The sequence below is a fragment of the Streptomyces sp. NBC_00513 genome (genome assembly GCF_041431415.1).
In the GTDB taxonomy this organism is placed as follows: domain Bacteria; phylum Actinomycetota; class Actinomycetes; order Streptomycetales; family Streptomycetaceae; genus Streptomyces.
Map to the genome: position 1 here is coordinate 5,803,720 of NZ_CP107845.1, position 25,082 is coordinate 5,828,801.

Here is a 25,082-nt window from a genome sequence, read left to right on the forward strand (position 1 = left end):
TACCAGATCGAGTGGTGGACCTTTACTCACATGAGTAGTGGTGCACCGGATTGGCGGAAACGTAGGCTCCTGAGCATCGGGCGGCAGACATTCGATGGCCCGAATTAGCGAAGGAAGGCCGATGCTCGTAACACGCCAGCTCCCGTTGTCCGCCTATCAGCGAGACATTTGGGCTGCCGAGTCCACCGCGCCGGGTGACCCCCAGTTCAACGTGGTCATTCATGAGCGGCTGGTCGGCGTTGTCGACGTGGAACACCTGATGGAATCCTTGGAAGGGGTTCTCCGGAACAACGACGCGTTCTCCCTGCGCTTCGACGAGCAGGACGGTATTCCCTGCCAGTGGGTGGCCGGGGAGGCGGAGCGGGAGGAGTCGGGGCCCTGGGCCGAGTACGTCGACCTCTCCGACGAACCCGATCCCGCGGCGGCCTGTGCCGCGTGGCGCGAAAGCGCCCTCGGCCGCCCGTTCACGTTGCGTCGTTCGCGTCTGTTCACGGCCGTGGTGCTGCGGGAGGGCCCTTCGGTCGTGCACGTGCACCTGACCGCCCACCATCTGATCGCCGACGCCTGGGCCCTGAACCAGGTCACCCTTCAGCTCTGGGACCGTCACGGCCGCGGCGACGGGGCGGGCCCCGCCGCGCCCTCGGTGCTCTCGCTCCTGGCGGCCGACGACGCGTACCGCGCCTCCGCCGCGTTCGACGAGGACCGGGCCTGGTTCCGGCAGGCCCTGACCGGGGTGCGCCCCGCGCTGTTCACCCGCCGGGCCGCCGTGAAGGCGGGCGGTGAACGGGCCCGGGCCCGGTACGGCTTCACCGTGGACGCCGAGCTCGTCCGCCGGGTCCGCGAGCGGGGCGGATCGCCCTTCGCCTACCTCGCGGCCGCCTTCGCCGCCTACTTCACGCGCGTGCACCGTACCGAGGAACTGGTGCTCGGAGTCCCCTTCCTGAACCGCCACTCGGACGAGCAGCGCGCGACCGTCGGCCAGGTCGCCAACAGCCTCCCGCTGCGCGTGCCCGTCGGCTCCGCGGACACCCTGCACGCGCTGGCCGACACCGTTCGCCGCGGCACGCGGGAGATCCGCGCCCACGAACGGCTCGCGCTCGGCGACGTGTTGCGCGACCTGCCGGTCGCCGGTGGCGGGTCCCGGCAGCTCTTCGACATCACCCTGTCCTACCTGCGCCACCCGCGCCCCGCCGCTCCGGCGGACGGCGTCGCCCCCGTCTCGACCGTGCTGGCCCCCGTCCACCACCAGGACGCCCTGTCGGTGATGGTCCACGCCTTCGACGACGACGCCGCGCTGCGCGTCGACCTCGACTACGCCCTCGACGTCTTCGACGAGGACCACCCCATCGCCGCCGTCGCCGGCCACCTGCTGCGACTGCTCGACGCCGCGCTCACCGAGCCGGAGCGGCCGGCGGTACTGCTGCCGCTGCTCGACAAGGTCGAGGCCGAGGAACTCGCCGAGCTCGAACAGGGGCCCCGGGTCCCGTACGCGAGTGACCGGACCGTGCATTCCCTGATCGCCGAGCAGGCCGCCCGCACCCCGGAGCGGATCGCCGTCACCGGCGCCGCCGGGGCTCCCGCGTTGACCTACGGCCGGCTCGACACCCGCGCCGATCAGGTGGCTCGAGCGCTGCGCGCGCACGGCGTGGAGGTCGGGGACCGGGTGGCCGTGCTCATGGACCGTTCGCCGGACCTGATCGTCGCCCTGCTCGGCGTGCTGAAGGCCGGCGGGGCCTACGTACCGGTGGACCCCGGCTACCCGGCCGAACGCATCGCCTACCTGCTCGCGGACAGCCGGGCCAAGGTCGTCCTCGCCGACCGCGACACCGACACCGGCGCATACACGGACGCGTACACCGACCCGCACACGGGCACGGGCACAGGTACGGACGGCGCCGGCGACCCCGTGCCCGTGCTGCGTCCGGCCGACCTGGCCGACGGTCCGGATCTGGCCGACGGTCCGCATCTGGCCGACGGTCCGGATCTGTCGGACGGTCCGGGGGAGCCCCTCCCCGACGCGGCCACCGCCCGCGACCTCGCGTACGTGATCTACACATCCGGTTCGACCGGCCGCCCCAAGGGCGTCATGGTCGAGCACCACTCGGTGGTCAACCGGCTCGCCTGGATGCAGCGCACGTACCCGGTCGGCGAGGGCGACGTCCTGCTCCAGAAGACACCCATCTCCTTCGACGTCTCCGTGTGGGAACTGTTCTGGTGGGCGATCGAGGGCGCGACCCTCGCCCTGCTGCCCGTCGGCGGCCAGCGCGATCCCCGCGGGATCCTGCGTTCCATCGCCGAACAGGGCGTCACCACCCTGCACTTCGTCCCTTCCATGCTCGGCCCGTTCCTCGATCTGCTGGAGGACCGGCCGGAGCTGCGCGCCGAAGCGGCCTCCCTGCGCCAGGTGTTCTGCAGCGGCGAGGCGCTGCCCGCCGCCCGCGTCGAGCAGTTCCACCGCGTGTTCGGCGGCCTCGGCGACGGAGCACCGCGCCTGGTCAACCTGTACGGGCCCACCGAGGCCACCGTGGACGTCTCGTACCACGACTGCCGTGTCGCGACCGATGGCCGGGTCCGGCGCGTGCCGATCGGCCGGCCCGTGGACAACACCTCCCTGTACGTCCTGGACGCGCACGGCGCGCGGCAGCCCGTCGGGGTCCCGGGGGAGCTGTGCATCGGCGGTGTCCAGGTCGCCCGCGGCTATCTGGGGCGCCCGGACCTGACCGCCGAGAAGTTCACCGACGACCCCTTCGCCCCGGCCGGCGGCCGTCTGTACCGCACCGGTGACCTGGCCCGTTGGCTGGCCGACGGCACGCTGGAGTACCTGGGCCGAATCGACGGCCAGGTCAAGATCCGCGGCAACCGGGTCGAGCTCGGCGAGGTGCAGAACCGGCTGGCCTCGCTCACCGGGGTGCGGGACGCGGTCGTCGTCGACCACCGGTCCGGGAGCCGCGGGACCCTGCTGGTCGCCTACTACGTCGCGGACTCGGACCTCAGCCCGGCCGCCCTGCGCTCCGAACTGGCCTCGGCCCTGCCGGAGTTCATGGTGCCCTCGCACTTCATCCGGATCGACGCGGTCCCGCTCACCCCGAACGGCAAGGCCGACCGTCGGGCCCTGCCGGCCCCTTCGGCCACCTCCGGGCGGCAGGAGTACACGGCCCCGCGCAATGCCACCGAGGAGACGATCGCCGCCGTCTGGGCCGAGGTCCTGGAGGCGGAGCGGGTGGGGATCCACGACGACTACTTCGCGCTCGGCGGAGACTCCATCACGATGCTGCGCATCCGGGCCCGCGCCGAGAAGGCCGGGATCCTGTTCTCGTTGACCGACCTGGTGCAGCAGCCGACCGTCGCGCAGCTCGCCGCCCGGTCGGTGACCGGCGGGGCGAGCGCCGGGGCCACGCCCGCGCTCGAACCCTTCGCCCTGGTGTCCGGCGTGGACCGGGCCCGGCTGGAAGGCCGAGCCGACGCCTACCCGCTCACCCGGCTCCAGCTCGGCCTGCTCTACCACAGCCGGGCCGAACAGCACTCGGCCGTCTACCACGACGTGTTCCAGTACAGCCTCACGGCCCCGTGGGACGAGCAGGGGCTGAGGCGCGCGTTCGAGGCGCTCGTCGCCCGGCACCCGGTGCTGCGTTCCTCCTTCGACCTGGGTTCGTTCTCCGAGCCGCTCCAGATCGTCGACCACCGGGTGACGGGCGGCTTCGACGTCGCGGACCTGCGTGGACGTCCCGAGACCGAGGCGCTCGCCGCGATCGAGGCCCACGTGGACGAACGCCGCTACCACCGCTACGACTTCGAGAGCGCTCCGCTCTACCACCTGCGGGCCCACGTCCGTGACGAGACGCTGGAGCTGGTCCTCAGCTTCCACCACGCGATCCTCGACGGCGGCAGCGTGGCCACTCTGGTCGCCGAGCTGCTGCGGGACTACCTGCACGGGCTGGGGCTGCCCATTGGCGCGGTGGCCGAGACCGCCCTGCCCTCGGCGGCGCTCCACGTGCGCGCCGAGCGGGAGGCGTTGGAGTCGGACGCCGCGCGCACGTTCTGGCGCGAGCGGCTGAAGGACGCCCCGCTGCTGCGGCTGGAGGCGTTCCGCGGCCACGAGGCACCGGGGCCGGACGGCCAGATCACCCGGATCGTCGATCTGCCGGACGAACTCACGCTTCGACTGGGCGAGTTCGCCCGCGAGCGGTCCTTGCCGGTGAAGTCTGTGCTGTTCGCCGCGCACTGCCTGACCCTGAGCCTGTTTGCCGGCTCGGCGGACATCACCACCGGTCTCGTCACCCACGGACGCCCCGAGGTCGAGGACGCCGACCGGATCGCCGGCCTGTTCCTCAACACCATGCCGGTGCGGCTCGGCACCGCCGCCGACAGCTGGGCCGACGTGGTCCGGGCCGCCTTCCGCCAGGAGCAGCAGAGCCACGCCCACCGGCGCTACCCGCTCAGCGCGATCCAGGAGGACCGGGGCGCCACCGTCCTGGAGACGGCCTTCAACTACATCCACTTTCGGCAGTTGGCCGCGGTCTTCGAGCTGCCCGGCGTCGAGTCGCTGTCCTTCCGCACCTGGGAGGAGACCAACTTCCAGTTGCTGGTCAACGCCATGACCGACCCGGTGGACGGGTCCGTGCGGCTGCGGCTGGACCATCACGGGCAGACCTTCACCCCGACCCAGGCGGACCTGTACGCCGAGCGGTTCACCGCGATCCTGGACCGGCTGGTCCATCACCCGGACGAGGCACCGGACTTCGGCTTCCTCGTACCGGCGGGCGCCGACCTCGAAGCCACGCCGGCGCTCGCCTCCACGGCCGCCCCGGCGATCAGCTCCACGGCCGCCCCGGCGGTCGACGGCGGGCCGCCGGACGTGGTGCGCGCCGTCGCGGCGCAGAGCGCCCGGACCCCGGACGCCACCGCCGTGGTCTTCGGCGAGCGCCGCTGGACCTACGCCGAACTCGTCGCGTCCGCCGACCGGGTGGCCCGCGAGCTGATCGCGCTCGGGTCGCGGCCCGGCGACCGGATCGGCATCGCGATGGACCGCTCGCCCGAGACGATCGCCGTCATCCTCGGCGTGATGAAGGCGGGGGCGGCGACCGTTCCGCTGGACGTCAGCTACCCCGTGGACCGGCTGACCGCCATGGTCGAGCAGGCCCGCCCGTTCCGGATCATCGCGAACGCCGCCCACCGGTCGGTGCTCGGCTCGCCGGCATCGGTGCTGCTCGCCGAGGACGTGTTCGGCGAACCGGGGACGGACGGGACGGCCGGGACCGGCGGCTCGGGTGGCACGGACGGCGCCGGCAGCGCGGCCGAGGAGGCCGGGCGCCCCTACCTGCCCCGGATCCCGGCGGAGGTCACGGACGAGATCACCCCGGACTCGCTCGCCTACATCCTGTTCACCTCCGGCTCCACGGGCGCGCCCAAGGGCGTGGCCATGCCGCACCGTTCGCTGGCCCACCTGGTGGCCTGGCAGAACTCCGTCCCGAGCGGGGTGGTCGGCGGGGTCACCGCCCAGTACGCGCCACTCAGCTTCGACGTCTCCTTCCAGGAGATCTTCTCCACCCTCGCGGGCGGCGGCACCCTGCTCGTGCTGTCGGAGGAGGAACGGCGCGACATGCCGGGGCTGCTGCGCCTCCTGGACCGGGCCGGTGTCGAACGGATCTGCCTGCCCTACGTGGCGCTCCAGCAACTGGCCGAGACCGCCGACGCGCTCGGCCTGGCGCCCCGGGCGCTGAAGGCGCTGCTCTCCTCGGGCGAGCAGCTGCGCGTCACCGACGAGATACGCCGGCTGTGCGCGGCCCTGCCGGGGGTGATCCTGGAGAACCAGTACGGGCCCACCGAGTCCCACGTGATCACCGTGCACACGATGCAGGGCGACCCGGCGGCCTTCCCCGCCATGCCCCCCATCGGCCGGGCCATCGCCGGTTCGGCGGTGCACGTCCTGGACTCCCGGCTGCGGCCGGTCCCCACCGGGGTGCGCGGCGAGCTGTACCTGGCCGGGGCCTGCCTGGCCGAGGGGTACGTGGGGCGCCCGGACCTGACCGAGGAGCGGTTCGTGCCGCACCCCTCGCCGGCCGCCGCGGCGGCGGGTGAGCGCCTCTACCGGACCGGCGACCTGGGCTTCGTCCTGCCCGGCGGCGACGTGGTGTGCCTGGGGCGGGCGGACGCGCAGGTCAAGGTGCGCGGGTACCGGGTGGAGCCGGCCGAGGTGGAACTCGCCATCACCCGCTTCGCGTCCGGTCACCCCGGTATCGCGGAGGCGGCCGTGGTGGCCCGTCGCCGCGAGGGCAACGACTCGTTCCTCGCCGCGTTCCTGACCGGTGAACCGGCGGGCGCGGACCTGAAGCTGCTGCGCAAGCAACTGCGGACGGTCCTGCCCGACTACATGATGCCCTCGCACTTCGAGTGGGTCGCGGACCTGCCGCTGACCCCGAGCGGCAAGCGCGACGACGCGGCCCTGCGCGGCGCCCCGCTGAGCGTCTCCGCGACGGCGGACACCTCGGCGGCGCCGCGCGACGCGTACGAGCAGACCCTGTCCGAGATCATCGGGGACCTGCTGCAACTGCCCGCGCCGGGCGTCCACGACAACATCTTCGACCTCGGTGCGACCTCGCTGACGGCGATGCGTCTGGTGGTCCTGATCGAGCAGCGCTACGGGATCAACGTGCCGCTCTCGGAGTTCGTCTCTGCGCCGACGGTCGCGGAGTTGGCTTCGCGGCTGCGTTCGGGCGAGGCGATGACCGCCTTCGACCCGCTGGTGCCGATCCGTCCGGCCGGCGCGAAGCGGCCGATGTTCTTCGTCCACCCGATGGGTGGGAACGTGCTCTGCTACGTCCGTTTCGCCAAGTACCTGCCGGACGACCAGCCGTTCTACGCCCTCCAGGCGGCGGGCGGCGACCCGGGCACCGAGCCGCTGCGCAGCGTCGAGGAGATCGCCGCCAGTTACATCGAGGCGCTGCGCCGGGTCCAGCCGAGCGGCCCGTACGCGATCGGTGGCTGGTCGTTCGGCGGGTTCGTCGCCTTCGAGATCGCGCGCCAGTTGCGGGCGGCGGGCGAGGAGATCCAGCGGCTGGTGCTGCTGGACACCACCGCGCTGAACCCGGGGCGCCGGCTGACCACGAACGACGACGCGCTGCTCGGCTGGTTCTTCTGGGAGCTGCTGTGGCTGCGGCGCGGCGGTGACTCGCCCCTGGAGCTGATCCCGGACCGGCTGACGACGCTGGAGGAGAAGTTCGACTTCATCGCGCAGCTCGCCATCGACGAGGGCGTGCTGCCGGCGGGGAGCACGGGGGCCGTCGTACGGCGCCTGTTCCACGTGTACGAGGCCAACTGGAAGGCGGCGTTCGCCTATCGGCCCGAGGTGGTGGACCAGGACATGGTCCTCATCCACGCCGCCGAGCCGCTGCCGGGCGTACTGAACTCCATGCACACGGCGATCGAGAGCATGCACGCGGACCCCAGCAACGGCTGGCGCGAGCGCACCGGCGGTGAACTCGACGTCGTGGACGTACCCGGTGACCACCTGACGATCATGGAGGAGCCGTACGTGGCCCACATGGTCCGGGTCGTCACCGATCTGATCGGACACTGAGATGACGCGGAAGGCGATGGCGCGGAACATGACGCGGAAGAAGAAGGCCCTGGTCGTCGGAGCGGGCATCGGCGGACTCACCGCCGCCGTGGCGCTGCGCGAGGCGGGTTTGGACGTCGAGGTGTACGAGCGGGCGGGCGAGCTGCGGGCCGCCGGTTCGGGGCTGTCGGTGATGAGCAACGCCATCGCCGCCCTGGACTCCCTGGGCGTGGGCATCGACCTGGCCAAACGCGGCCGGGTGCTGCGCTCCTATCACGTGAAGACGGCCACCGGCCGGCTCATCCGGGAGTTCCCCTTCCCGGAGATCATCGAACGCCTGGGCGTGCCCAGCGTGCTGATCACCCGGGCGGAACTCCAACACGCCCTGCTGGAGGCGGCGCAGGGCATCCCGCTGCACCTGGGCGCGGCGGCGACCGGATTCACCGCGGAGGGGGAGCCCGGCGAGGGGGTCGAGATCACCTTCGACGACGGCACCTCCGCGCACGGGGACGTGCTGATCGGGGCCGACGGCTTCAACTCGGTGGTGCGCCGGCAACTGGTGGGGCCCGAGGACTCGCAGGACAGCGGATACGTGTGCTGGCTCGCGGTGATCCCCTTCGAGCACCCGCGGTTCACCCCGGGGTCGGTGACCCACTTCTGGGGCAGCGGGAAGCGGTTCGGGCTCGTGGACATGGGCGCGGGGCGACTGTACTGGTGGGGCACGAAGAACATGCCGGCCGAGCTGTCGCGGGACTGGAAGGGCGGCAAGGCGGAGGTCCTGCACGCCTACGACGGCTGGGCCGACGAGGTGCGCCAGGCGATCCTCGCCACCCCCGAGGAGTCGATCATCGCGGTGCCCTCCCGGGACCGGGCGTTCCTGGAGCGCTGGGGCCGGGGGCCGGTGACCCTGCTCGGCGACGCGGCGCACCCCATGCTCACCAGCCTGGGCCAGGGATCGGGCATGGCGATCGAGGACGCGGTGGTGCTGGGCAGGGCGCTGGCGGGTGCGGGTGACCTGCCGCGAGCGCTGCGCCGGTACGAGGACGAGCGCCGCGAACGGACCCGGGGCATGGTCGCCGCCTCGCGTGGCATCAGCTCCTTCGAGCAGTCGGAGGACCCGATCCGCCGGCCGGTCCGGGACGCCTACTTCCGGTTCATGCCGCAGCGCAGGCTGACGCGCACGCTGGAGGACTCCCTGACCTTCCCGGCGGTGGCCGGATGAGTACCGCCGATCGCAGGAGGAAGACCGTGTCCGTCGTTCCCTTCCGTGCCCCACTGTCCCCGCGCGGCCGGTCCGTGCTCGTCACCGGGGCCTCCTCGGGGCTGGGCCGGGCCTGTGCGCTGGGCCTGGCGGAGGCCGGGTTCCGGGTGTTCGCCGGCGTCCGCAAGGAGGCCGACGGCCCGGAGTCGACCGGTTCGGCGGGGGCGTTCGGCGCCATCACGCCGGTGCGGGTGGACGTGACCGACGAGGCGTCGGTGGCCGAGGCCGCCGAGCGGATCTCGGGCCTGGTGGGCGAGGACGGGCTGTGGGGGCTGGTGAACAACGCGGGCATCTGCGTCTCCGCGCCCCTGGAGTGCGTCTCGCCGCAGCGGCTGCGCGAGCAGTTGGACACGAACGTGGTGGGACAACTCGCCGTCACCCAGGCGTTCCTGCCGATGCTGCGGCGTACCCGGGGCCGGGTGGTCAACGTGACCTCGGGGCTGGGCAGCGTGGCGATCCCCTTCCTCGGGGCCTACGCGTCGGCGCAGTTCGCCAAGGAGGCGCTGACGGACGTGCTGCGTCGTGAGCTGCGCCCGCTGGGCGTGGACGTGGCCCTGGTGCAGCCGGGCGCGATCATGACGCCGATCTGGGGCAAGGTGTCCGTGGCCGCCCGGTCGGCCATGGACGGGGTGCCCGAGCACATCGCGGAGTTGTACCGGATCCCGTTCAACCGGTTCCTGCACCACAACGAACAGCAGGCCCGTGCGAGCGAGACCCGTCCCGAGGACTTCGCGGAGACGGTCCGACAGGCGTTGACGGCCGCCCGCCCGCGGTCGCGCTACCGGGTGGGCTCCGACGCCCGCAAGGTCAGCGTCCTGGCGCGGGTGCTGCCCGATGCCGCGCTCGACCGCTACCTGCGTCCGATCACGGAGTGACGGACCGCCGGTAAGGGTCCATAGGGCCCTGGAAGTCGTACAGATCCGGCCAGTTGGCACACCCGTCGGAGCCCGTCCGGCGATCGGTTCACGCCATGTCGTGGCCGAGAGTATCGAGTTGGGCGGCATGTGAGCATCGTCATGGTTTGCTCGCGGCTCCGGCGGGTGGGTGCGGCTTCCCGGGCCTGGGCCGGGATTCGTCCCGCGGAGTGGAGCGCGGCGCTCCGCCCACCCCGCGGGTTTCGGCCCCACCCCTGTGAAGGGGCCGTTAATTCCGTACATGACCGGACTGCGCCGTGGCCGCAAACGGCCGATTTAGTGTGATCGCCGAGGCCTTCCGAATCGGCGGTCCGGACCGGACACCGACCCGTGAGACAAGGATGAGGATCATGGCGCCCATCGTGCGGCCCGTCCCCGACCTCCGCGACGCGACAGCCCAACCGGCTGGACCGAGCGCGGTGAACCAGTTCCTCGCCCGGCACGGCGCCACCCTCGACCGTGCCCGCGAGGCCGTCCGCACCCGTGAACACTGGTCGCCCTACTCCGAGGACCCGCAGGACCCGGCGGCCTACGGACCGGGGGCGGTCGCCGCCGGGGAGGCGGCCCACCGCGCGCTGCTCGGCCGACCGCTGGAACTCGGCCAACCCGGCCGGGACGGCACGGTGGGCCCGGACCCGGAGAGCGGCGGTGAACGCTCTCCGTTCGGCGGCCTGTTGGGGATCTCCTACGCGCACTGCGACCCCGACGTCCTGCTGCCCGCCATGACCGCCGCCCTCCCGGCCTGGCGCGACGCCGGCCCCGAGGCGCGCGCGGCCGTCTGCGCGGAGATCCTCCACCGGATCAACGCGCAGAGCTCCGCCTTCGCGTACGCCGCCGTCCACACCAGCGGCCACAACTTCCTCATGGCCTTCCACGCGGGCGCCGTGCACGCGCAGGACCGCGGCCTGGAGGCGGTGGCCCGCGCCCTGGAGGAGCAGACGCGGCTGCCCGCCCGCGCGACCTGGCGCAAACCCCTCGGCGACGGGCGCACCATCACCTTGGACAAGACCTTCACCGTGGTGCCCAGGGGCGTCTCCCTGGTGATCGCCAACAGCGTCTTCCCCACCTGGAACAGCTATCCGGCCCTCTTCGCCTCCTTGGCCACCGGGAACCCCGTCCTGGTCAAACCGCACCCGGCGGCCGTGCTCCCGCTCGCCCTCACCGTGCGCACGGCCCGCGAGGTGCTCGCCGAGGCCGGCTTCCCCCCGGACCTGGTGTGCCTGGCGCCCGAGCATCCCGGCGAGGGCTCGGCGCGACACCTGGCCCTGCGTCCGGAGGTCCGCCTCGTCGACTACGCGGGCGGCACCGGCTTCGGGACCTGGCTGGAGACGCACGCCCGCCAGGCCCGTGTCCTCACCGCCGGCTCCGCGGTCAACAGCCTGCTCGTGGAGTCGACCGCCGACTACCGGGACATGCTGGCGAACCTGGCCTTCTCGGTCTCCCTGTACAGCGGTCAACTGTGCACCAGCCCGCAGAACCTGCTCGTCCCGCGCGCCGGCATCACCACCGACGAGGGCCACAAGACCTTCGAGGAGGTCGTCCGTGACCTGGGGGGCGCGCTCGACACGCTGCTCGCCGACGACGCCGAGGCCTGCGCCGTCCTGGGCGCGCTCCTCTCGCCCGCCGTGCGGGGCCGCCTGGAGCGCGTGATGGCCGGGGAGGCCGGCCCGGTCGCGGTCCCCTCCCGCCCGGTGCGCGACCCTGACCACCCCGAAGCGGTCGTGCGCACCCCGGCCGTGGTGACCCTCGACGCCGCCCGAGCCGCCGACCTGTCGACGCTGCTCACCGAGTGGTTCGGCCCGGTCGTGCTGGTCGTCGCGGTGGACTCCGTCGCCGACGGCGTCGAGCTGGTCGCCCGGACCACCCGCGAGTGCGGCGCGCTGTCCGTCGGGCTGTACTCGACCTCGCCCGAGGTCGAGACCGCGATGGCCGGGGCCTGCGCCGAGGTCGGGGTGATGCTGTCGGCGAACCTGATGGGCGACTGGTACATCTCCCAGTCGGCCGTCTACTCCGACCTGCACGGGACGGGCATGAACCCGTCGGGGAACGCGGTGTACTGCGACACCACCTTCGTGACGGAACGTTTCCGCACGGTCGGGGTCCGGCGCTACGGCGGTTCGTCGTGAACTCCACCCTCACCGGCACGCCCCTGCGCGGCCGCGAGCGCGAGATGCGGCTGATCCGCGAGGTCCTGGAGCGCGGCCTGCGCGGCGGCTCCGCCGTCGTGGCCGTCGAGGGCATGCCGGGCATCGGCAAGACCCGGCTGCTCCAGGAAGCCGCCGCCCTCGCCGCCCGCCTCGGCTACATCGGCGGGAACCGCCCCGACGCCGGCCGGCGCGCCGCACCCCACACACCGCCCGCGCCGGCGCGCCGTGTCCGCGGCCGGGCCGGGAAGTGCCACGCGCCCGCCGGCCCCACCCTCGTCCTCCTCGACGATCCGCGCCGGACCCCGCACGGGGCACACGCGCCGGGCGTCCTTCCCGAACCGCTCCCGGCCGGACCCACCCGCGAACGACCCGGCGGCGACCCCGTGGTGTGGCTGGTGACCCACCGGCCGGGCGAGGGACCGCTGCTGCCGGGCGCTCTCGCCGGGCGCAGCGAGCGGTTGCCGCTCGGCCCGCTCGGGCCCTCGTCGACGCTGGCGCTCGCAAGGGACCTGCTGGGCGCGACGCCCTCACCCTCCCTGGTCCAGCTCGTCGACCGGGTGGGCGGCCACCCCCGGCTGCTGATCGAACTGCTGACCGGGCTCGGGGAGGAGGGCGGCCTGGAGTTCGTCGACGACGAGGTCCGACTGCGGACCCAGCGGCTCCCGGCCCGCCTGGTCACCCGGGTACGCGCCACCCTGGGGCGCTTCTCGCCGGCCTGCCGCCAACTGCTGCACGTGGCGGCGGTGTTGGGTGACGAGGTGGTGTACGAGGACGTCGCGTTGATGCTGCGGACCTCGGTCGCGGCCCTGCTGCCCGCGCTGGAGGAGGTCGAGGCGACCGGCGTCGTGCGCAACGACGGCGTCCGCGCCGCCTTCGCCAACCCGCTGCTGCGCCGGGTCATCACCGACTCGATGCCCGACTCGCTGAGACTGTCCCTCCAGCGGGAGGCGGTCGCGCTGCGGGCCGCGTACCGCGAACGGCGCGAGCCGCACCTCGGCATCTGGCCGGCGCCGCCGGTCGTGCCCACGGCGGCGGAGGGGCTGCGCGAGGCCCCGGCCGCCGCCGGCTCCGGGCTGAACGAGCAGCAGCGGATCCTCGTCGGGCTGGTGGGGGAGGGGCTGACCAACCAGCAGATCGCCCGGCGCCTGGCCCTGTCCCCGCACACCGTCAACTACCACCTGCGCAAGCTGTACAAGGCCTTCGGCGTGAGTTCCCGGATCGACCTGCTGTCGGCGGTCGAGCAGCCCGGCGCCGCTCCGGGCCGCGGCGCCCACGCCCACCGGAACTGACCGCCCGCCCCGGCGCCCGGGCCCGTACCGGCCGCCCGTCCACCGGGCCGCCCGCCCGTACCGGACGGCCGCCACCCCCACCGCACCGCACCGACCGTGGAGACCCGTACCCGTGAGCGATCTCGTCCTCTCCCGCACCTGGCCCGCGACCGACACCCCCGCCCCGACCCGCCGCACCCCCTGGCTGCGCGACGCCCTGCGGGCCGAACCCGACGACGGCCGCTCCCCGCACCTGCTCGACGAGGTGCGCTGCGACGTCCTGGTGGTCGGCGGAGGCTTCACCGGTCTGTGGACCGCCCTGGAGATCCTGCGACGCGCCCCCGGCACGGACATCGTGCTGATCGAGGCCGATGTGTGCGGCGGCGGCGCCAGCGGGGCCAACGCCGGTTACCTGATGCCGATGTGGGCCCGGTTCAGCAGCCTCGTCGCCATCGGCGGGTACGAGGAGGCCCGCCGGCTGGGCGAGGCCTCCGCCGAGGCCGTCGACGACATCCTGGACTTCGCCGACACCCACGGCATCGACATCGAGCACCGACGCGGGCCGTGGATGTGGGCCGCCTCCTCGCCCGCCCAACACGGCGCCTGGCGGCAGACGTTGGCGGACCTCGCCCGCGCCGGCACGGAGCCGCTGCACGAGGTGTCCGCCGCCGAGTCCCGCCGGGCCGTCGGCACCCGCAACCACTTCGGCGCCGTTCTCGACCCGGGTTGTGCCACCCTGCAACCCGCGAAGCTGACCCGGGGCATGCGCCGGGTCGCCCTCGACGCCGGGGTGCGCGTGCACGAGCGCACCCCGCTGACCGCGCTGCGCAACGCGCCCGGTCGCACCACCGTGGCGCACACCCCGTACGGCCGGGTGCACGCCGACCGGGTGGTGCTGGCCGTGAACGCCTGGGCCGGGCAGTTGGAGGACCTCGGCCGGCGCATGGTGACGGTGGCCAGCGACACCGTGCTCACCGAGCCGGTGGCCGACCGGCTCGCGGCCATCGGCTGGCAGGACGCCACCTCGGTCTGCGACTCCCGCCGGCGCCTCAACTACTACCGCACGACGCCGGACGGCCGACTGCTCTTCGGCAAGGGCGGCTCCGGGGTGGCCTTCGGCAAGAGCGGCCCGGACACCCTGTGGGGCGGGGCGCTGCGCCGGCGTGAACTGGAGCGCCAACTCGCCCGGCTCTTCCCGGAACTCGCCGACGCGCCCGTGGACGCGGCCTGGACCGCGCCGGTCGAGTACTCCACCACCTCGCTGCCCTTCGCCGGGTGGCTGCGGACGGTGCCCGGGGTCTGTTACGCCACCGGCTACTCCGGGGACGGGGTGGGCCCCTCGCGGCTGATGGCGAAGGTGCTCGCCTCCCTCGTCCTGGGCACCGACGACGAGTGGGCGCGGTCGGCCTTCACCCGCCCGCCGGGCGGCTGGATCCCGCCGGAGCCCGTGCGTTACCCGGGCGCCCGGGTGGTGATGCCCGCGCTGCGGGCCGTGGAGTACCGCGAGGACCGGGGGCGCGGGGTGCCGGCGCTCGTCAAGCGGCTGGCCTCGATCGACCCGTCGGACTTCCGTCGCTGACCGCGGCGGCCGGCCCGGCGTCCGCGGTCACAGGTCCACGGGCAGGCCCGTGTGGTCCTTGATGCGCTTCATGATGATCTGCGAGTTGACCTCGGTGACCCCGGACAGCGCGGTGAGCTGTTCGATCCACAGGCGCTCGTAGGCGCGCAGGTCGGCGACGGCGATGCGCAGCAGGCAGCCGGGACTGCCGAACAGGCGGTAGGCCTCGATGACGTCGGGGATGTCCTGGAGGGCCGCCTCGAAGGCCTCGACCGCCTCGCGGTCGCGCCGCACCTCGACGGAGACCAGCACCTCGAAGCCGCGGCCCACTGCCTCCGGGTCGATCACCGCGCGGTAGCCCTGGATCACCCCGTCCTGTTCGAGTTGGCGGACCCGGCGCATGCAGGGGGAGGGGGTCAGGCCGACGCGCTGGGCCAGCTCCTGGTTGCTGAGGCGGCCGTCCTGCTGAAGCTCGCGCAAGATTTCGCGATCGATGGCATCCATGGCGCAATCATCCACCACCCAATGTAACGCCGGGGCCTAAAGTGGCAATCTCATTGCGCGTAGATCTTACTATCATTGCCTTTATCGGAATTGTGTGCGATCAGGCGTGAGGGAAGGGCGGGCATGGGACGCATCGTCGTCATCAGCACCGGCGGAACGATAGCCAGCCGCTGGCAGGGGTCCGGCTTCGCGGCCGACGCCGACGGCAGCGAGGTGATGGCCACCGCCCCGCTCCCCGAGGGCATCACCGTCGAGGTCGTGGACCTGTTCAGCGTCAACAGCCCCCGGCTCACCACCGCCCACCAGCTGACCCTGCTCCGCACCGTCCACGAGGTCCTCGCCGACCCCGACGTCGACGGCATCGTCGTCACCCACGGCACCGACACCCTGGAGGAGTCGGCCTTCCTCGTCGACCTCCACCACCACGACCCGCGCACCGTCGTCTTCACCGGCTCGCAACTGCCCATGGGCTCCGCGGACGGCGACGGCCCGGGCAACCTGTACGACGCGCTGCTCACCGCCGCCTCCACCCGCGGGCTCGGCGTCCTGATCACCTTCGCCGGACGGGTGCACGCCGCGCGCGGGACCGTGAAGACCCAGGCCGTGGCCCTGGACGCGTTCGCCGACCCCTCGAAGGAACTGCTCGGGAAGATCGGCTTCGGCAAGGTCACCATGCTGCGCACCCCGCAGCGACCGACCCCGCTCGCCCTGCCCTCCATGCCGGAACTGCCGCCCCGCGTGGACATGGTGATGCACCACGCCGACGGCGACCCGGTGCTCCTGAACGCCGCCGTCGAGGCGGGCGCGCGCGGCATCGTCCTCGTCGGCACCGGGGCCGGCAACGCCACCCCCGAGATCGTCGACGCGGTACGGGACGCCGTCGAGCGGGGCGTGCTGGTCGCCCTGACCACGCGGGTCGCCGCCGGGCCGGTCACGGAGATCTACACGCACGGCGGGGCGGTCGACCTGGTCGCCGCCGGGGCCGTCCCCTCCGGCACGCTGCGCGCGGGTCAGGTGCGCATCGCCGTACTGTCCGCGCTGCTCGCGGACGTCGAGCCCGGCGAACGGGTGCGGGTCCTGCGCGACGCCCTGGCCTCCGGCGGGCCGGTGCTGGTCGAGGCCTGACCTCCGCGACCTCGCGCGAGGGCGGGGCGGGCACGGGAATCCCCGGCCCGCCCCGCCCTCGTCGTACACCCCCGTGTTCGCCCCGCACCCCGCGCCCCGCCGGATCCGGGCCCGTCAGGAGGCGTGGAAGGCCTTCAGGATCCGGTCCGCCGCCAGGGTCGGCGTCAGGGTGCCCTCCCGCACCGAGGCCTCCAGCGCGGGAGCGAGATCGCGTACGGCCGGATCGGCGCGCAGCCGCTCCAACAGCTCCTCGCGCACCATCGACCAGGTCCACTCCACCTGCTGCGCGGCCCGCTTCGCGGCCAGCCGCCCGCCCGCCTCCAGCAGCCGGCGATGCTGCTCCAGGCGGTTCCAGATCTCGTCCAGACCCGCCGACTCCCGCGCGCTGCACGTCAGGACCGGCGGGGTCCAGGCCGCGTCGGCCGGATGCATCAACCGCAGCGCGCCCGCCAGTTCACGCGCCGCCGACTTCGCCTCGCGTTCGTGCGGGCCGTCGGCCTTGTTCACGGCCAGCACGTCGGCCAGTTCCAGGACGCCCTTCTTGATGCCCTGGAGCTGATCGCCCGTACGGGCCAGCGAGAGCAGGAGGAAGGAGTCGACCATGCCGGCCACGGTCGTCTCCGACTGGCCGACCCCGACCGTCTCGACGAGGACCACGTCGTAGCCCGCCGCCTCCATCACGATCATCGACTCACGGGTGGCCTTGGCGACCCCGCCCAGCGTGCCCGCCGAGGGGGAGGGCCGGACGAAGGCCGCCGGGTCCACCGCGAGGCGTTCCATCCGGGTCTTGTCGCCGAGGATGGAGCCGCCCGTGCGGGTGGAGGACGGGTCCACGGCCAGGACCGCCACCCGGTGGCCCAGCGCCGTGAGCATCGTGCCGAAGGCGTCGATGAAGGTGGACTTGCCCACCCCCGGGACGCCGCTGATGCCGATCCGGCGCGCGCGCCCCGAGTGCGGGAGCAGCTCCGTCAGGAGCTGCTGGGCCAACGCCCGGTGGGCGGGCAGGGTGGACTCGACGAGCGTGATGGCGCGCGCGACGAACGCGCGCTTACCGTCGAGGACCCCCTTCGCGTACGCCTCGATGTCGATCTTCGGCATCGACGCCCGCCTACAGCTCGTGCCCGAGATCCGCGGCCAGCCGCGTCACCAGGTCGTGGGCCGCGTCCGGGATCACGGTGCCCGGCGGGAAGACCGCAGTGGCACCCATCTCCAGCAGCGTCGGCACGTCCGCGGGCGGGATCACCCCGCCCACCACGATCATGATGTCCTCGCGCCCCTCCTCCGCCAGCTGCTCGCGCAGCGCCGGCACGAGGGTCAGGTGACCGGCCGCCAGCGACGACACGCCCACCACGTGGACGTCCGCCTCGACGGCCTGGCGGGCCACCTCCGCCGGGGTCTGGAACAGCGGGCCGACGTCCACGTCGAAGCCCAGGTCGGCGAAGGCGGTGGCGATCACCTTCTGGCCGCGGTCGTGCCCGTCCTGGCCCATCTTGGCGACCAGGATGCGCGGACGACGGCCCTCCGCCTCCTCGAACCGGTCGACGAGCGCACGGGTGCGCTCCACGGACGGGGACTCGCCTGCTTCCATGCGGTACACACCCGAAATGGTACGGATCTGGCTCGCGTGCCGCCCGTAGACCTTCTCCAGGGCGTCCGAGATCTCACCCACGGTCGCCTTGGCGCGGGCCGCGTCGACCGCGAGCGCCAACAGGTTGCCCTCGCCGCTGCCCGCCGCGTTCGTCAGCGCCCGCAGGGTGTCCTGGGTGACCGCCTCGTCGCGCTCCTCGCGCAGCCGCCGCAGCTTGGCGATCTGCTGCGCGCGCACGGACGAGTTGTCGACCTTGAGGACGTCGATCTGCTCGTCGGTCTCCACGCGGTACTTGTTCACGCCGATCACCGGCTGCCGGCCGGAGTCGATCCGCGCCTGCGTACGGGCCGCGGCCTCCTCCACGCGCAGCTTCGGGATGCCCGCGTCGATGGCCTGGGCCATGCCGCCGGCCGCCTCGACCTCCTCGATGTGCTGCCAGGCCCGCCGAGCGAGGTCGTAGGTCAGCTTCTCGACGTACGCGCTGCCACCCCACGGGTCGATCGACCGGCAGGTCCCCGACTCCTGCTGGAGCATCAGCTGGGTGTTGCGGGCGATGCGCGCCGAGAAGTCCGTCGGCAGGGCGAGGGCCTCGTCGAGGGCGTTGGTGTGCAGCGACTGGGTGTGCCCCTGGGTCGCCGCCATCGCCTCGATGCAGGTGCGCGTGACGTTGTTGAAGACGTCCTGGGCCGTCAGCGACCAACCGGAGGTCTGCGAATGGGTGCGCAGCGACAGCGACTTGGCGTTCTTCGGGTCGAACTGCTTGACCAGGCGCGCCCACAGCAGGCGGGCCGCGCGCAGCTTCGCGACCTCCATGAAGAAGTTCATCCCGATGGCCCAGAAGAAGGACAGTCGGGGCGCGAACGCGTCCACGTCCAGGCCCACGGCCTGCCCGGCCCGCAGGTACTCCACGCCGTCCGCGAGGGTGTACGCCAGCTCCAGGTCGGCCGTCGCCCCCGCTTCCTGGATGTGGTAGCCGGAGATCGAGATGGAGTTGTACCGGGGCATCTTCTGCGAGGTGAAGGCGAAGATGTCCGAGATGATCCGCATCGACGGCTTCGGCGGATAGATGTAGGTGTTGCGGACCATGAACTCTTTGAGGATGTCGTTCTGGATGGTCCCGGCGAGCTTGTCGGGGGAGACGCCCTGCTCCTCCGCCGCCACGATGTAGAGCGCGAGGACCGGCAGCACGGCGCCGTTCATCGTCATCGACACCGTCATCTTGTCCAACGGGATCCCGTCGAACAGCTGCCGCATGTCGTAGATCGAGTCGATGGCCACGCCCGCCATGCCGACGTCGCCCGTCACGCGCGGGTGGTCGCTGTCGTAGCCGCGGTGCGTGGGAAGGTCGAAGGCGATCGACAGACCCTTCTGGCCGGCCGCGAGGTTGCGCCGGTAGAAGGCGTTGGACTCCTCGGCCGTGGAGAAACCGGCGTACTGCCGGATCGTCCAGGGCTGGTTGACGTACATCGTCGGGTAGGGGCCGCGCAGGTACGGCGCCACACCCGGGTACGTCCGCAGGAAGTCCAGGCCCTCCAGGTCACGCCCGGTGTACAGCGGCTTGACGCCGATGCCCTCGGGGGTCTCCCACAGCAGGTCGGAGGCACCGCTGCCGGTGGACTCCTTGACCGCGGCGCGCCACTGCTCCTCGGAGACACCGGCCGTCGCGTCGCCGTTCAGCGCGAGTTCGGAGAAGTCGGGGATGCCGCTCACGGGGCCACTCCCATCCGGTCGAGTACGGAGGACAGTACGGCGACCGCGTCGCAGCCGGCGAAGACGTACTCGTCCACGGCCTGCCCGGCGGTACCGGGCCTGCCGGCGAGGAACACGGTCGTGGCGCCGGCCGAGCGCAGGGCCGCGGCCACCGCCTCGGCCTGCTCCTCGTACAGCGCGTCGCTGGAGCACAGCACCGCCATGCCGTCCGCGCCGCTCGCGGCGTAGGCGGCGGCGGCCGTCTCCGGGGTCACCGACACCGGGTCGTGCACCGGCTCGACGCCGCCCGCCTGGAAGAGGTTCGAGGCGAAGGTGGCGCGGCCGGTGTGCGCGGCCGCCGGCCCCAGGGCCGCCAGGAAGATCCGCGGCCGGGCCCCGGTCGCCGCGAGGTGCGCGTCACCGCGGGCGCGCAGGGCCTCGTACGCCTCGTCGCGCCGGACGCGGGGCAGCCCGCCGGTCGGTCCCTCGGGCGCGGGTTCGCGTACGACGGGCTTCTCCGACAGGTTCGGGAACTCGCTGACGCCGGTGATCGGTTCGCGGCGCTTGGCGAGCTTCTTGGAACGCTCGGCCCAGGTGGCCGCCAGGCGCTCGGCGACCAGGCCGGAGCGCAGGGCCTCGGGAAGACCGCCCGCCTTCTCCACCGTACGGAAGAACTCCCAGGCGGCAGCGGCGAGTTCGGTGGTGAGCTGCTCGACGTAGTAGGAACCGCCGGCCGGGTCGATCACCCGGGCCAGGTGCGACTCCTCCAACAGGATCGTGGAGGTGTTGCGGGCGATGCGGCGTGCGAACGCGTCGGGCAGGCCCAGGTCGTGGTCGAAGGGGAGCACGGTGACGGAGTCCGCGCCGGCCACGCCCGCCGCCATGCAGGCGACGGTGGTGCGCAGCATGTTCACCCACGGGTCGCGCCGGGTCATCATCACCGGTGAGGTGACCGCGTGTTGACGCTGCGCGGCGGCCTCCGGGACCCCGCAGGCCTCGCCGATCCGGGCCCAGAGCCGGCGGGCGGCGCGCAGCTTGGCGATGGTGAGGAACTGGTCGGCGGTGGCCGCGTAGCGGAACTCCAGCTGCCCGAAGGCCTCTTCGGTGCTCACGCCGGCGTCCGTGAGGGCGCGGAGGTAGGCGACGCCGGTGGCCAGGGACAACCCCAGCTCCTCGGCCGCGCTGCCGCCCGCCTCGTGGTAGGGCAGGGCGTCCGCGACCAGGGTGCGTACGTGGGGCCAGTCGGCGGCCGTCTCCCGGGCGAGCGCGGCGGCCTCGGCGAGGTCGAGCGGCTCACCCGTACGGGCCTCGTGTCCCAGCGGGTCGACACCGAGCGAGGCACGGGCGGCCTCGGGGGCCACCCCGCGGTCGGCGTACAGGTCCAGCAGCGCGCGGGCGGCGTCGGCGTACGCGGCGCCCGCGTCGAGCGTGATCGGGGCGAGGTCGAGGTAGACGCCCTCCAGGGCGCGGGCGAGACCGTCCACCGGGAGCCCGGTGGGGCCCAGGGTGAGCCAGAGGGAGGTGGTGCCGTTCTCCAGGTCCGCCAGGGCCGCCTCGTTCACCCGAACGGGGTCGCTGCCGGCGAGCCGCTGGCGTACGTCCCAGCCCGACGCGCTGGTGCCCTCGGGCGTGCCGCCGCGGACGAAGGGGGCGAACCCGGGGAAGCCGGTGTCCTCCGCGTCGGGGCGTGCGGTGTACAGGGGGCGGGTGCGGAGCCCGTCCTCAAGCGTGGTGGACAACGCGTCTTCAGCTGCCTCGCCGGAGGCTTCCTTGCCCGACTTGCGCAGTACGCCTTCAACCAGGCGCTGCCACTGCTCATGTGTCGCGTCAGGAAACTCGGCGGCCAGGGAGAGCCCGTCGTCAGGCAGGACCGTCATGGCTCGAATGCTAGGGGGGTCGCTCAATCGAGACCAGGACCGCCGGATGTGATCTCGCACTCGCAGGTCAGCGGGTGAGTTACCCGCGAGTAGGGGTATGGGGGGCGATGTCGGGCAGGCCGGTGGGCGCGGTGGCGGCGGCGAGGGCGGGCGCGGCGGCGGGGTCCTGGAACAGCGGGCCGAGCAGGACCGTCGCCGACGCCTGGGTGAGGACCGCCGGACCCGCGTACGGGCCGATGATCCGGGCCGGGTCGTCGCAGACGTGCGACTGGGCCGTCGCCGCCTCGCGGATCTCGTCGAGATAGCCCTCGTGCAGGATGCTCGACAGCTCCGAGACCAGCAGCACCGCCGGGTTGAACACGTCCAGCAACAGGGCCGCGGCCCGCCCCACCGCACGGGCCCGCCCGCGCAGCAGCCGGTCGGCGCGGGGATCGCCGGTGGCGGCCGCGTCCACGATCAGCCCGATGGCCGGCTCCGGAACGATCCCGAGGCGCACGGCCTCGGCGCCCAGGGCCGTGTCGGAGGCGGTGGCCTGGAGGCACCCCGTACGGCCGCACGCGCACCGGACCGCCGATCCGGGGACGGGAAGGTGGGCGACGTCGCCCGCGGCCGCACCCGGGCCCTGGTGGACGGTGCCCTCGATGCCGAACGCGGCGTCCACCACGTTGCCGATGAACAGGTGCACGAGGCTGCGGCGGGCCGACGGGTGCCCGAACAGCATCTCGGCGCGGGCCACGGCCCGGGCGTGGTTGTCCAGGTGCACCGGCAACCCCAGGGCGGCCGAGAGCTCGGCCGCGAGCGGCTTGTCGTACCAGCCGAGCGCCTCGTGCCGTACGACGGTCCCCTCGGCGGGGCGGATCCAGCCGCCGAGCGCGGCGCCGATGCCCAGGAGGGGGCGGTGGGCGGTCTTCGCCGCCGGCCCGGTGGCGGTTCCGGTGTGGCTGTGCGTGGCGTGGCCGTGCTCGCGGAGGAAGCGGCCCAGTTCCGTCGCGAGGCGGGCGGATGTCGGCGGTCCGTCCGTGTGCGGGAGGGTGCGTCGGGCCACCACCTGGCCGCGGAGGTCGACCAGGCTGAAGTTCGAGGCGGGCACGCCGATGTGCAGTCCGGCGGCGAGCGGACCGCCCACGGCCCCCGTGTGCAGGTCCAGCGGGATCCGGGGGCGGCCGGCGGTGCCGGGCCCACCCGTCTCACCCGTCTCACCCGTCCCGCCCGTCCCGGTCGGATGCGGGAGTTCGCGCAGCAGGCCGCTGCGGAGCAGGCCGGTGGTCTGGCGGGAGACGGCGGCCTGGCTGAGACCGCTCAGCGCCGAGATGCCGCTGCGGGCGACGGGGCCGTGCGCGAGGACGGTCCGCAGGACGGTGGCGGCGTTGGCGGCCGCGCGGCTGTCGCCGGGGGTGGGGGGCATGGGGCGACCGTAGCCCTGGCCGGGCGGGGGTGTGTGTCGGGGTCGGTGCGTTCAGCCCCGTCGGCCGGTCCGGCCCATCCAGCCTCGCCGGCGTTTGAGGCGCGGGGTACGGGGCGGAGCCCCGAAAGCCCGGCGGAGCCGGGGCCGCTTCGCGCGACGGTGGCGCGGACTCCGGCAACCCCGGCCCCGCCGGTGAGGCGTGGGCCCGGGCCCGGTGACGTGGCGGCCGCGTTGCGGGGGCGTGAAATCCGGCCATGGTTTTCGGCCGTGGCCCGGGGTGGGCCGGGGGGTTTCCGGCGGGGGGAACGGGCAGGTCAGGGGTGCTGTGCGGGGTTTTGGCGCCGGGCGCCGGCGGGGGCTGCGGTGGGGGTTGACCCCGGCGGGGGGCGCTGACAGTCTCCGAGCCATGTCCGCGATCGAGCACCTCGCCCCGCGGCTCCACACCCCCGGCTCCTGTACCGCGCCGGGCGAGTGTCAGGGCCGCCTCCCGGCCCCGCGCCGCGCCTGAGCGACGCCGCTCCGGGGTCCTGTGACCCCTCGGTGCCCCGAGGCCGCTTCCGCCCCCGCCCCCGCCCCGCCCCGTGTGCGTGCCGTTCGCCGCGCATCGCGCCCCGTTCGCGTACCGGCATTTCTTCCCCTGCGGAAATAAATCTCTGACCCGGGAGTTCCCATGACCACTGTCACCTCTGTCTCCGTCGCCAAGATCGGCGGCCGCATCGGCGCCGAGATCGGCGGCGTCCGCCTCGGCGGCGACCTGCCCGCCGAGACCGTCGCCGAGATCCGTGCCGCCCTCCTCGCCCACAAGGTGGTCTTCTTCCGCGGCCAGGACCACCTCGACGAGGCCGGACACGAGGAGTTCGCCCGGCTGCTCGGCGCGCCGGTCGCCCACCCGACCGTGCCCTCCGCCGACGGCCGGTACGCCCTCGGCATCGACTCCGACCACGGCGCCCGCGCCAACCAGTGGCACACCGACGTCACCTTCGTCCCCGCCTACCCCGCCTTCTCCATCCTCCGCGCCGTCACCATCCCCCCGTACGGCGGCAACACGCTCTGGGCCAACACCGCCACCGCCTACGCGGGCCTCCCGGAGCCGTTGCGGGTCCTGGCCGACGGCCTGCGCGCCGTGCACTCCAACGAGTACGACTACGCCGCCCTGCGGCCCGACGCGCTCCCCGAGGCCCTCGCCCAGTACCGCGAGGTGTTCACCTCCACCACGTTCCTCACCGAGCACCCGGTGGTCCGCGTCCACCCCGAGACGGGCGAACGCACCCTGCTCCTCGGCAACTTCGTCCAGCGGATCACCGGCCTCACCGGCCGGGACTCCCGCGTCCTCCAGGACCTGTTCCAGGCGCACGTCGAGAGCCCCGAGAACACCGTCCGTTGGCAGTGGCGCGCCGGCGACGTCGCGATCTGGGACAACCGCGCCACCCAGCACTACGGCGTCGACGACTCCGACGACCACGAGCGCACCCTGCGCCGCGTCACCGTCGACGGCGACGTGCCCGTCGGCCCCGACGGACGCCCGTCCCGCCTGATCAGCCCGGAGACCGTGCCCGACCCGGAGTTCGGCATCGCCTCCGGCGCCTCCTCCGCCTCCGTCTGACCCCCCCCGCCGCACAAGGAGAGCCCCGTGCCCAAGCTGCTCGCCGTCACCGGCAGCCCCTCCGTCCACTCCCGTACCGCCGTGGTCGTCGACCAGGTGCTGCGTCGTCTGTCCCACTCCGGGTACGAGACCGCGCACCTCGCCGTACGGGAACTGCCCGCCGCCGACCTGCTCTCCGCCCGCCGCGGCGAGCCCGAGATCCGCCGCGCGGTGGAGGCCGTGGCCGAGGCGGACGGCCTGATCATCGCCACCCCGATCTACAAGGCCTCGTACACCGGCCTGCTCAAGGCCTTCCTCGACCTGCTCCCGCAGGACGGCCTGGCCGGCAAGACGGTCCTGCCGATCGCCACCGGCGGCAGCCTCGCCCACGTCCTGACCATCGACTACGCCCTGCGCCCGGTCCTCTCCGCGCTCGGCGCCCGACACGTCACCGCCGGCCGGTTCGTCCTGGACTCCGCCGTCGAGCGCGGGGACGGCCCGGACCGGCTCCGGCCCGAGGCGGAGCTGGACCTGTACCAGGCCGTCGACGAGTTCGCCGACGCGCTGCGCATCGCCCCCGCGGGCGCCCTCACCACCGCTCACTGACCC

14 protein-coding genes are annotated in these 25,082 nt (G+C 73.4%); 9 read left to right on the forward strand and 5 right to left on the reverse strand.

The window, feature by feature from the left end:
• Positions 1-121: 121 nt before the first annotated feature.
• The 6 genes from OHA84_RS26765 (at position 122) to OHA84_RS26790 (ending at position 14,724) form a co-directional block, all read left to right on the forward strand.
• Complete coding sequence (locus tag OHA84_RS26765; protein ID WP_266969437.1) at positions 122-7,576, forward strand: non-ribosomal peptide synthetase; 7,455 nt, start codon at positions 122-124, stop codon at positions 7,574-7,576.
• A gap of 28 nt (positions 7,577-7,604) precedes the next feature.
• Positions 7,605-8,777: an NAD(P)/FAD-dependent oxidoreductase gene (locus tag OHA84_RS26770; protein WP_266969435.1), complete on the forward strand. Its 1,173-nt coding sequence runs from the start codon at positions 7,605-7,607 to the stop codon at positions 8,775-8,777.
• 26 nt (positions 8,778-8,803) lie between these two features.
• A complete protein-coding gene (locus tag OHA84_RS26775; protein ID WP_266950346.1) occupies positions 8,804-9,691 on the forward strand; it encodes an SDR family oxidoreductase in 888 nt (295 codons plus the stop codon).
• Between the two features lie 389 nt (positions 9,692-10,080).
• Complete coding sequence (gene paaN, locus OHA84_RS26780; protein ID WP_266969433.1) at positions 10,081-11,856, forward strand: phenylacetic acid degradation protein PaaN; 1,776 nt, start codon at positions 10,081-10,083, stop codon at positions 11,854-11,856.
• Positions 11,853-13,166, forward strand: a complete 1,314-nt coding sequence (locus tag OHA84_RS26785) for a LuxR family transcriptional regulator (protein WP_266969431.1) — start codon at positions 11,853-11,855, stop codon at positions 13,164-13,166. The genes paaN and OHA84_RS26785 overlap by 4 nt, the downstream gene beginning before the upstream one ends.
• A gap of 112 nt (positions 13,167-13,278) precedes the next feature.
• Positions 13,279-14,724 carry an FAD-binding oxidoreductase gene (locus tag OHA84_RS26790; RefSeq protein ID WP_266969429.1) on the forward strand — a complete coding sequence of 482 codons (1,446 nt, stop codon included), beginning with the start codon at positions 13,279-13,281 and terminating at the stop codon, positions 14,722-14,724.
• Between the two features lie 27 nt (positions 14,725-14,751).
• On the opposite strand, the gene OHA84_RS26795 is transcribed toward OHA84_RS26790, so the two are convergent.
• The gene (locus tag OHA84_RS26795) at positions 14,752-15,207 is read right to left on the reverse strand and encodes an Lrp/AsnC family transcriptional regulator (RefSeq protein ID WP_053676242.1); all 456 of its coding nucleotides are present in this window, start codon (positions 15,205-15,207) and stop codon (positions 14,752-14,754) included.
• A 123-nt stretch (positions 15,208-15,330) separates the two neighbouring features.
• Between OHA84_RS26795 and OHA84_RS26800 the strand changes: the two genes are divergently transcribed.
• Positions 15,331-16,332 carry an asparaginase gene (locus OHA84_RS26800; RefSeq protein ID WP_266969427.1) on the forward strand — a complete coding sequence of 334 codons (1,002 nt, stop codon included), beginning with the start codon at positions 15,331-15,333 and terminating at the stop codon, positions 16,330-16,332.
• Positions 16,333-16,446: 114 nt separating this feature from the next.
• Here the strand turns inward: OHA84_RS26800 and meaB are convergent, their stop codons facing one another.
• The 4 genes from meaB to OHA84_RS26820 form a co-directional block, all read right to left on the reverse strand.
• Positions 16,447-17,430, reverse strand: coding sequence for a methylmalonyl Co-A mutase-associated GTPase MeaB (gene meaB, locus OHA84_RS26805; protein WP_266950351.1), 984 nt, complete (start codon positions 17,428-17,430; stop codon positions 16,447-16,449).
• A gap of 10 nt (positions 17,431-17,440) precedes the next feature.
• A complete protein-coding gene (gene scpA / locus OHA84_RS26810; RefSeq protein WP_266969425.1) occupies positions 17,441-19,630 on the reverse strand; it encodes a methylmalonyl-CoA mutase in 2,190 nt (729 codons plus the stop codon).
• On the reverse strand, positions 19,627-21,486 hold the full coding sequence (locus tag OHA84_RS26815) for a methylmalonyl-CoA mutase family protein (RefSeq protein WP_053676238.1): 1,860 nt from the start codon (positions 21,484-21,486) through the stop codon (positions 19,627-19,629). Before OHA84_RS26815 ends, scpA begins: the two co-directional genes overlap by 4 nt.
• A 79-nt stretch (positions 21,487-21,565) precedes the next feature.
• Positions 21,566-22,891 carry an ROK family protein gene (locus OHA84_RS26820; protein WP_266969423.1) on the reverse strand — a complete coding sequence of 442 codons (1,326 nt, stop codon included), beginning with the start codon at positions 22,889-22,891 and terminating at the stop codon, positions 21,566-21,568.
• A gap of 670 nt (positions 22,892-23,561) precedes the next feature.
• Between OHA84_RS26820 and OHA84_RS26825 the strand changes: the two genes are divergently transcribed.
• Both OHA84_RS26825 and ssuE read left to right on the forward strand, forming a co-directional pair.
• Positions 23,562-24,494, forward strand: coding sequence for a TauD/TfdA family dioxygenase (locus OHA84_RS26825; RefSeq protein WP_266969421.1), 933 nt, complete (start codon positions 23,562-23,564; stop codon positions 24,492-24,494).
• Between the two features lie 27 nt (positions 24,495-24,521).
• On the forward strand, positions 24,522-25,079 hold the full coding sequence (gene ssuE / locus OHA84_RS26830; protein WP_053684605.1) for an NADPH-dependent FMN reductase: 558 nt from the start codon (positions 24,522-24,524) through the stop codon (positions 25,077-25,079).
• The last annotated feature ends 3 nt before the right edge of the window (positions 25,080-25,082 follow it).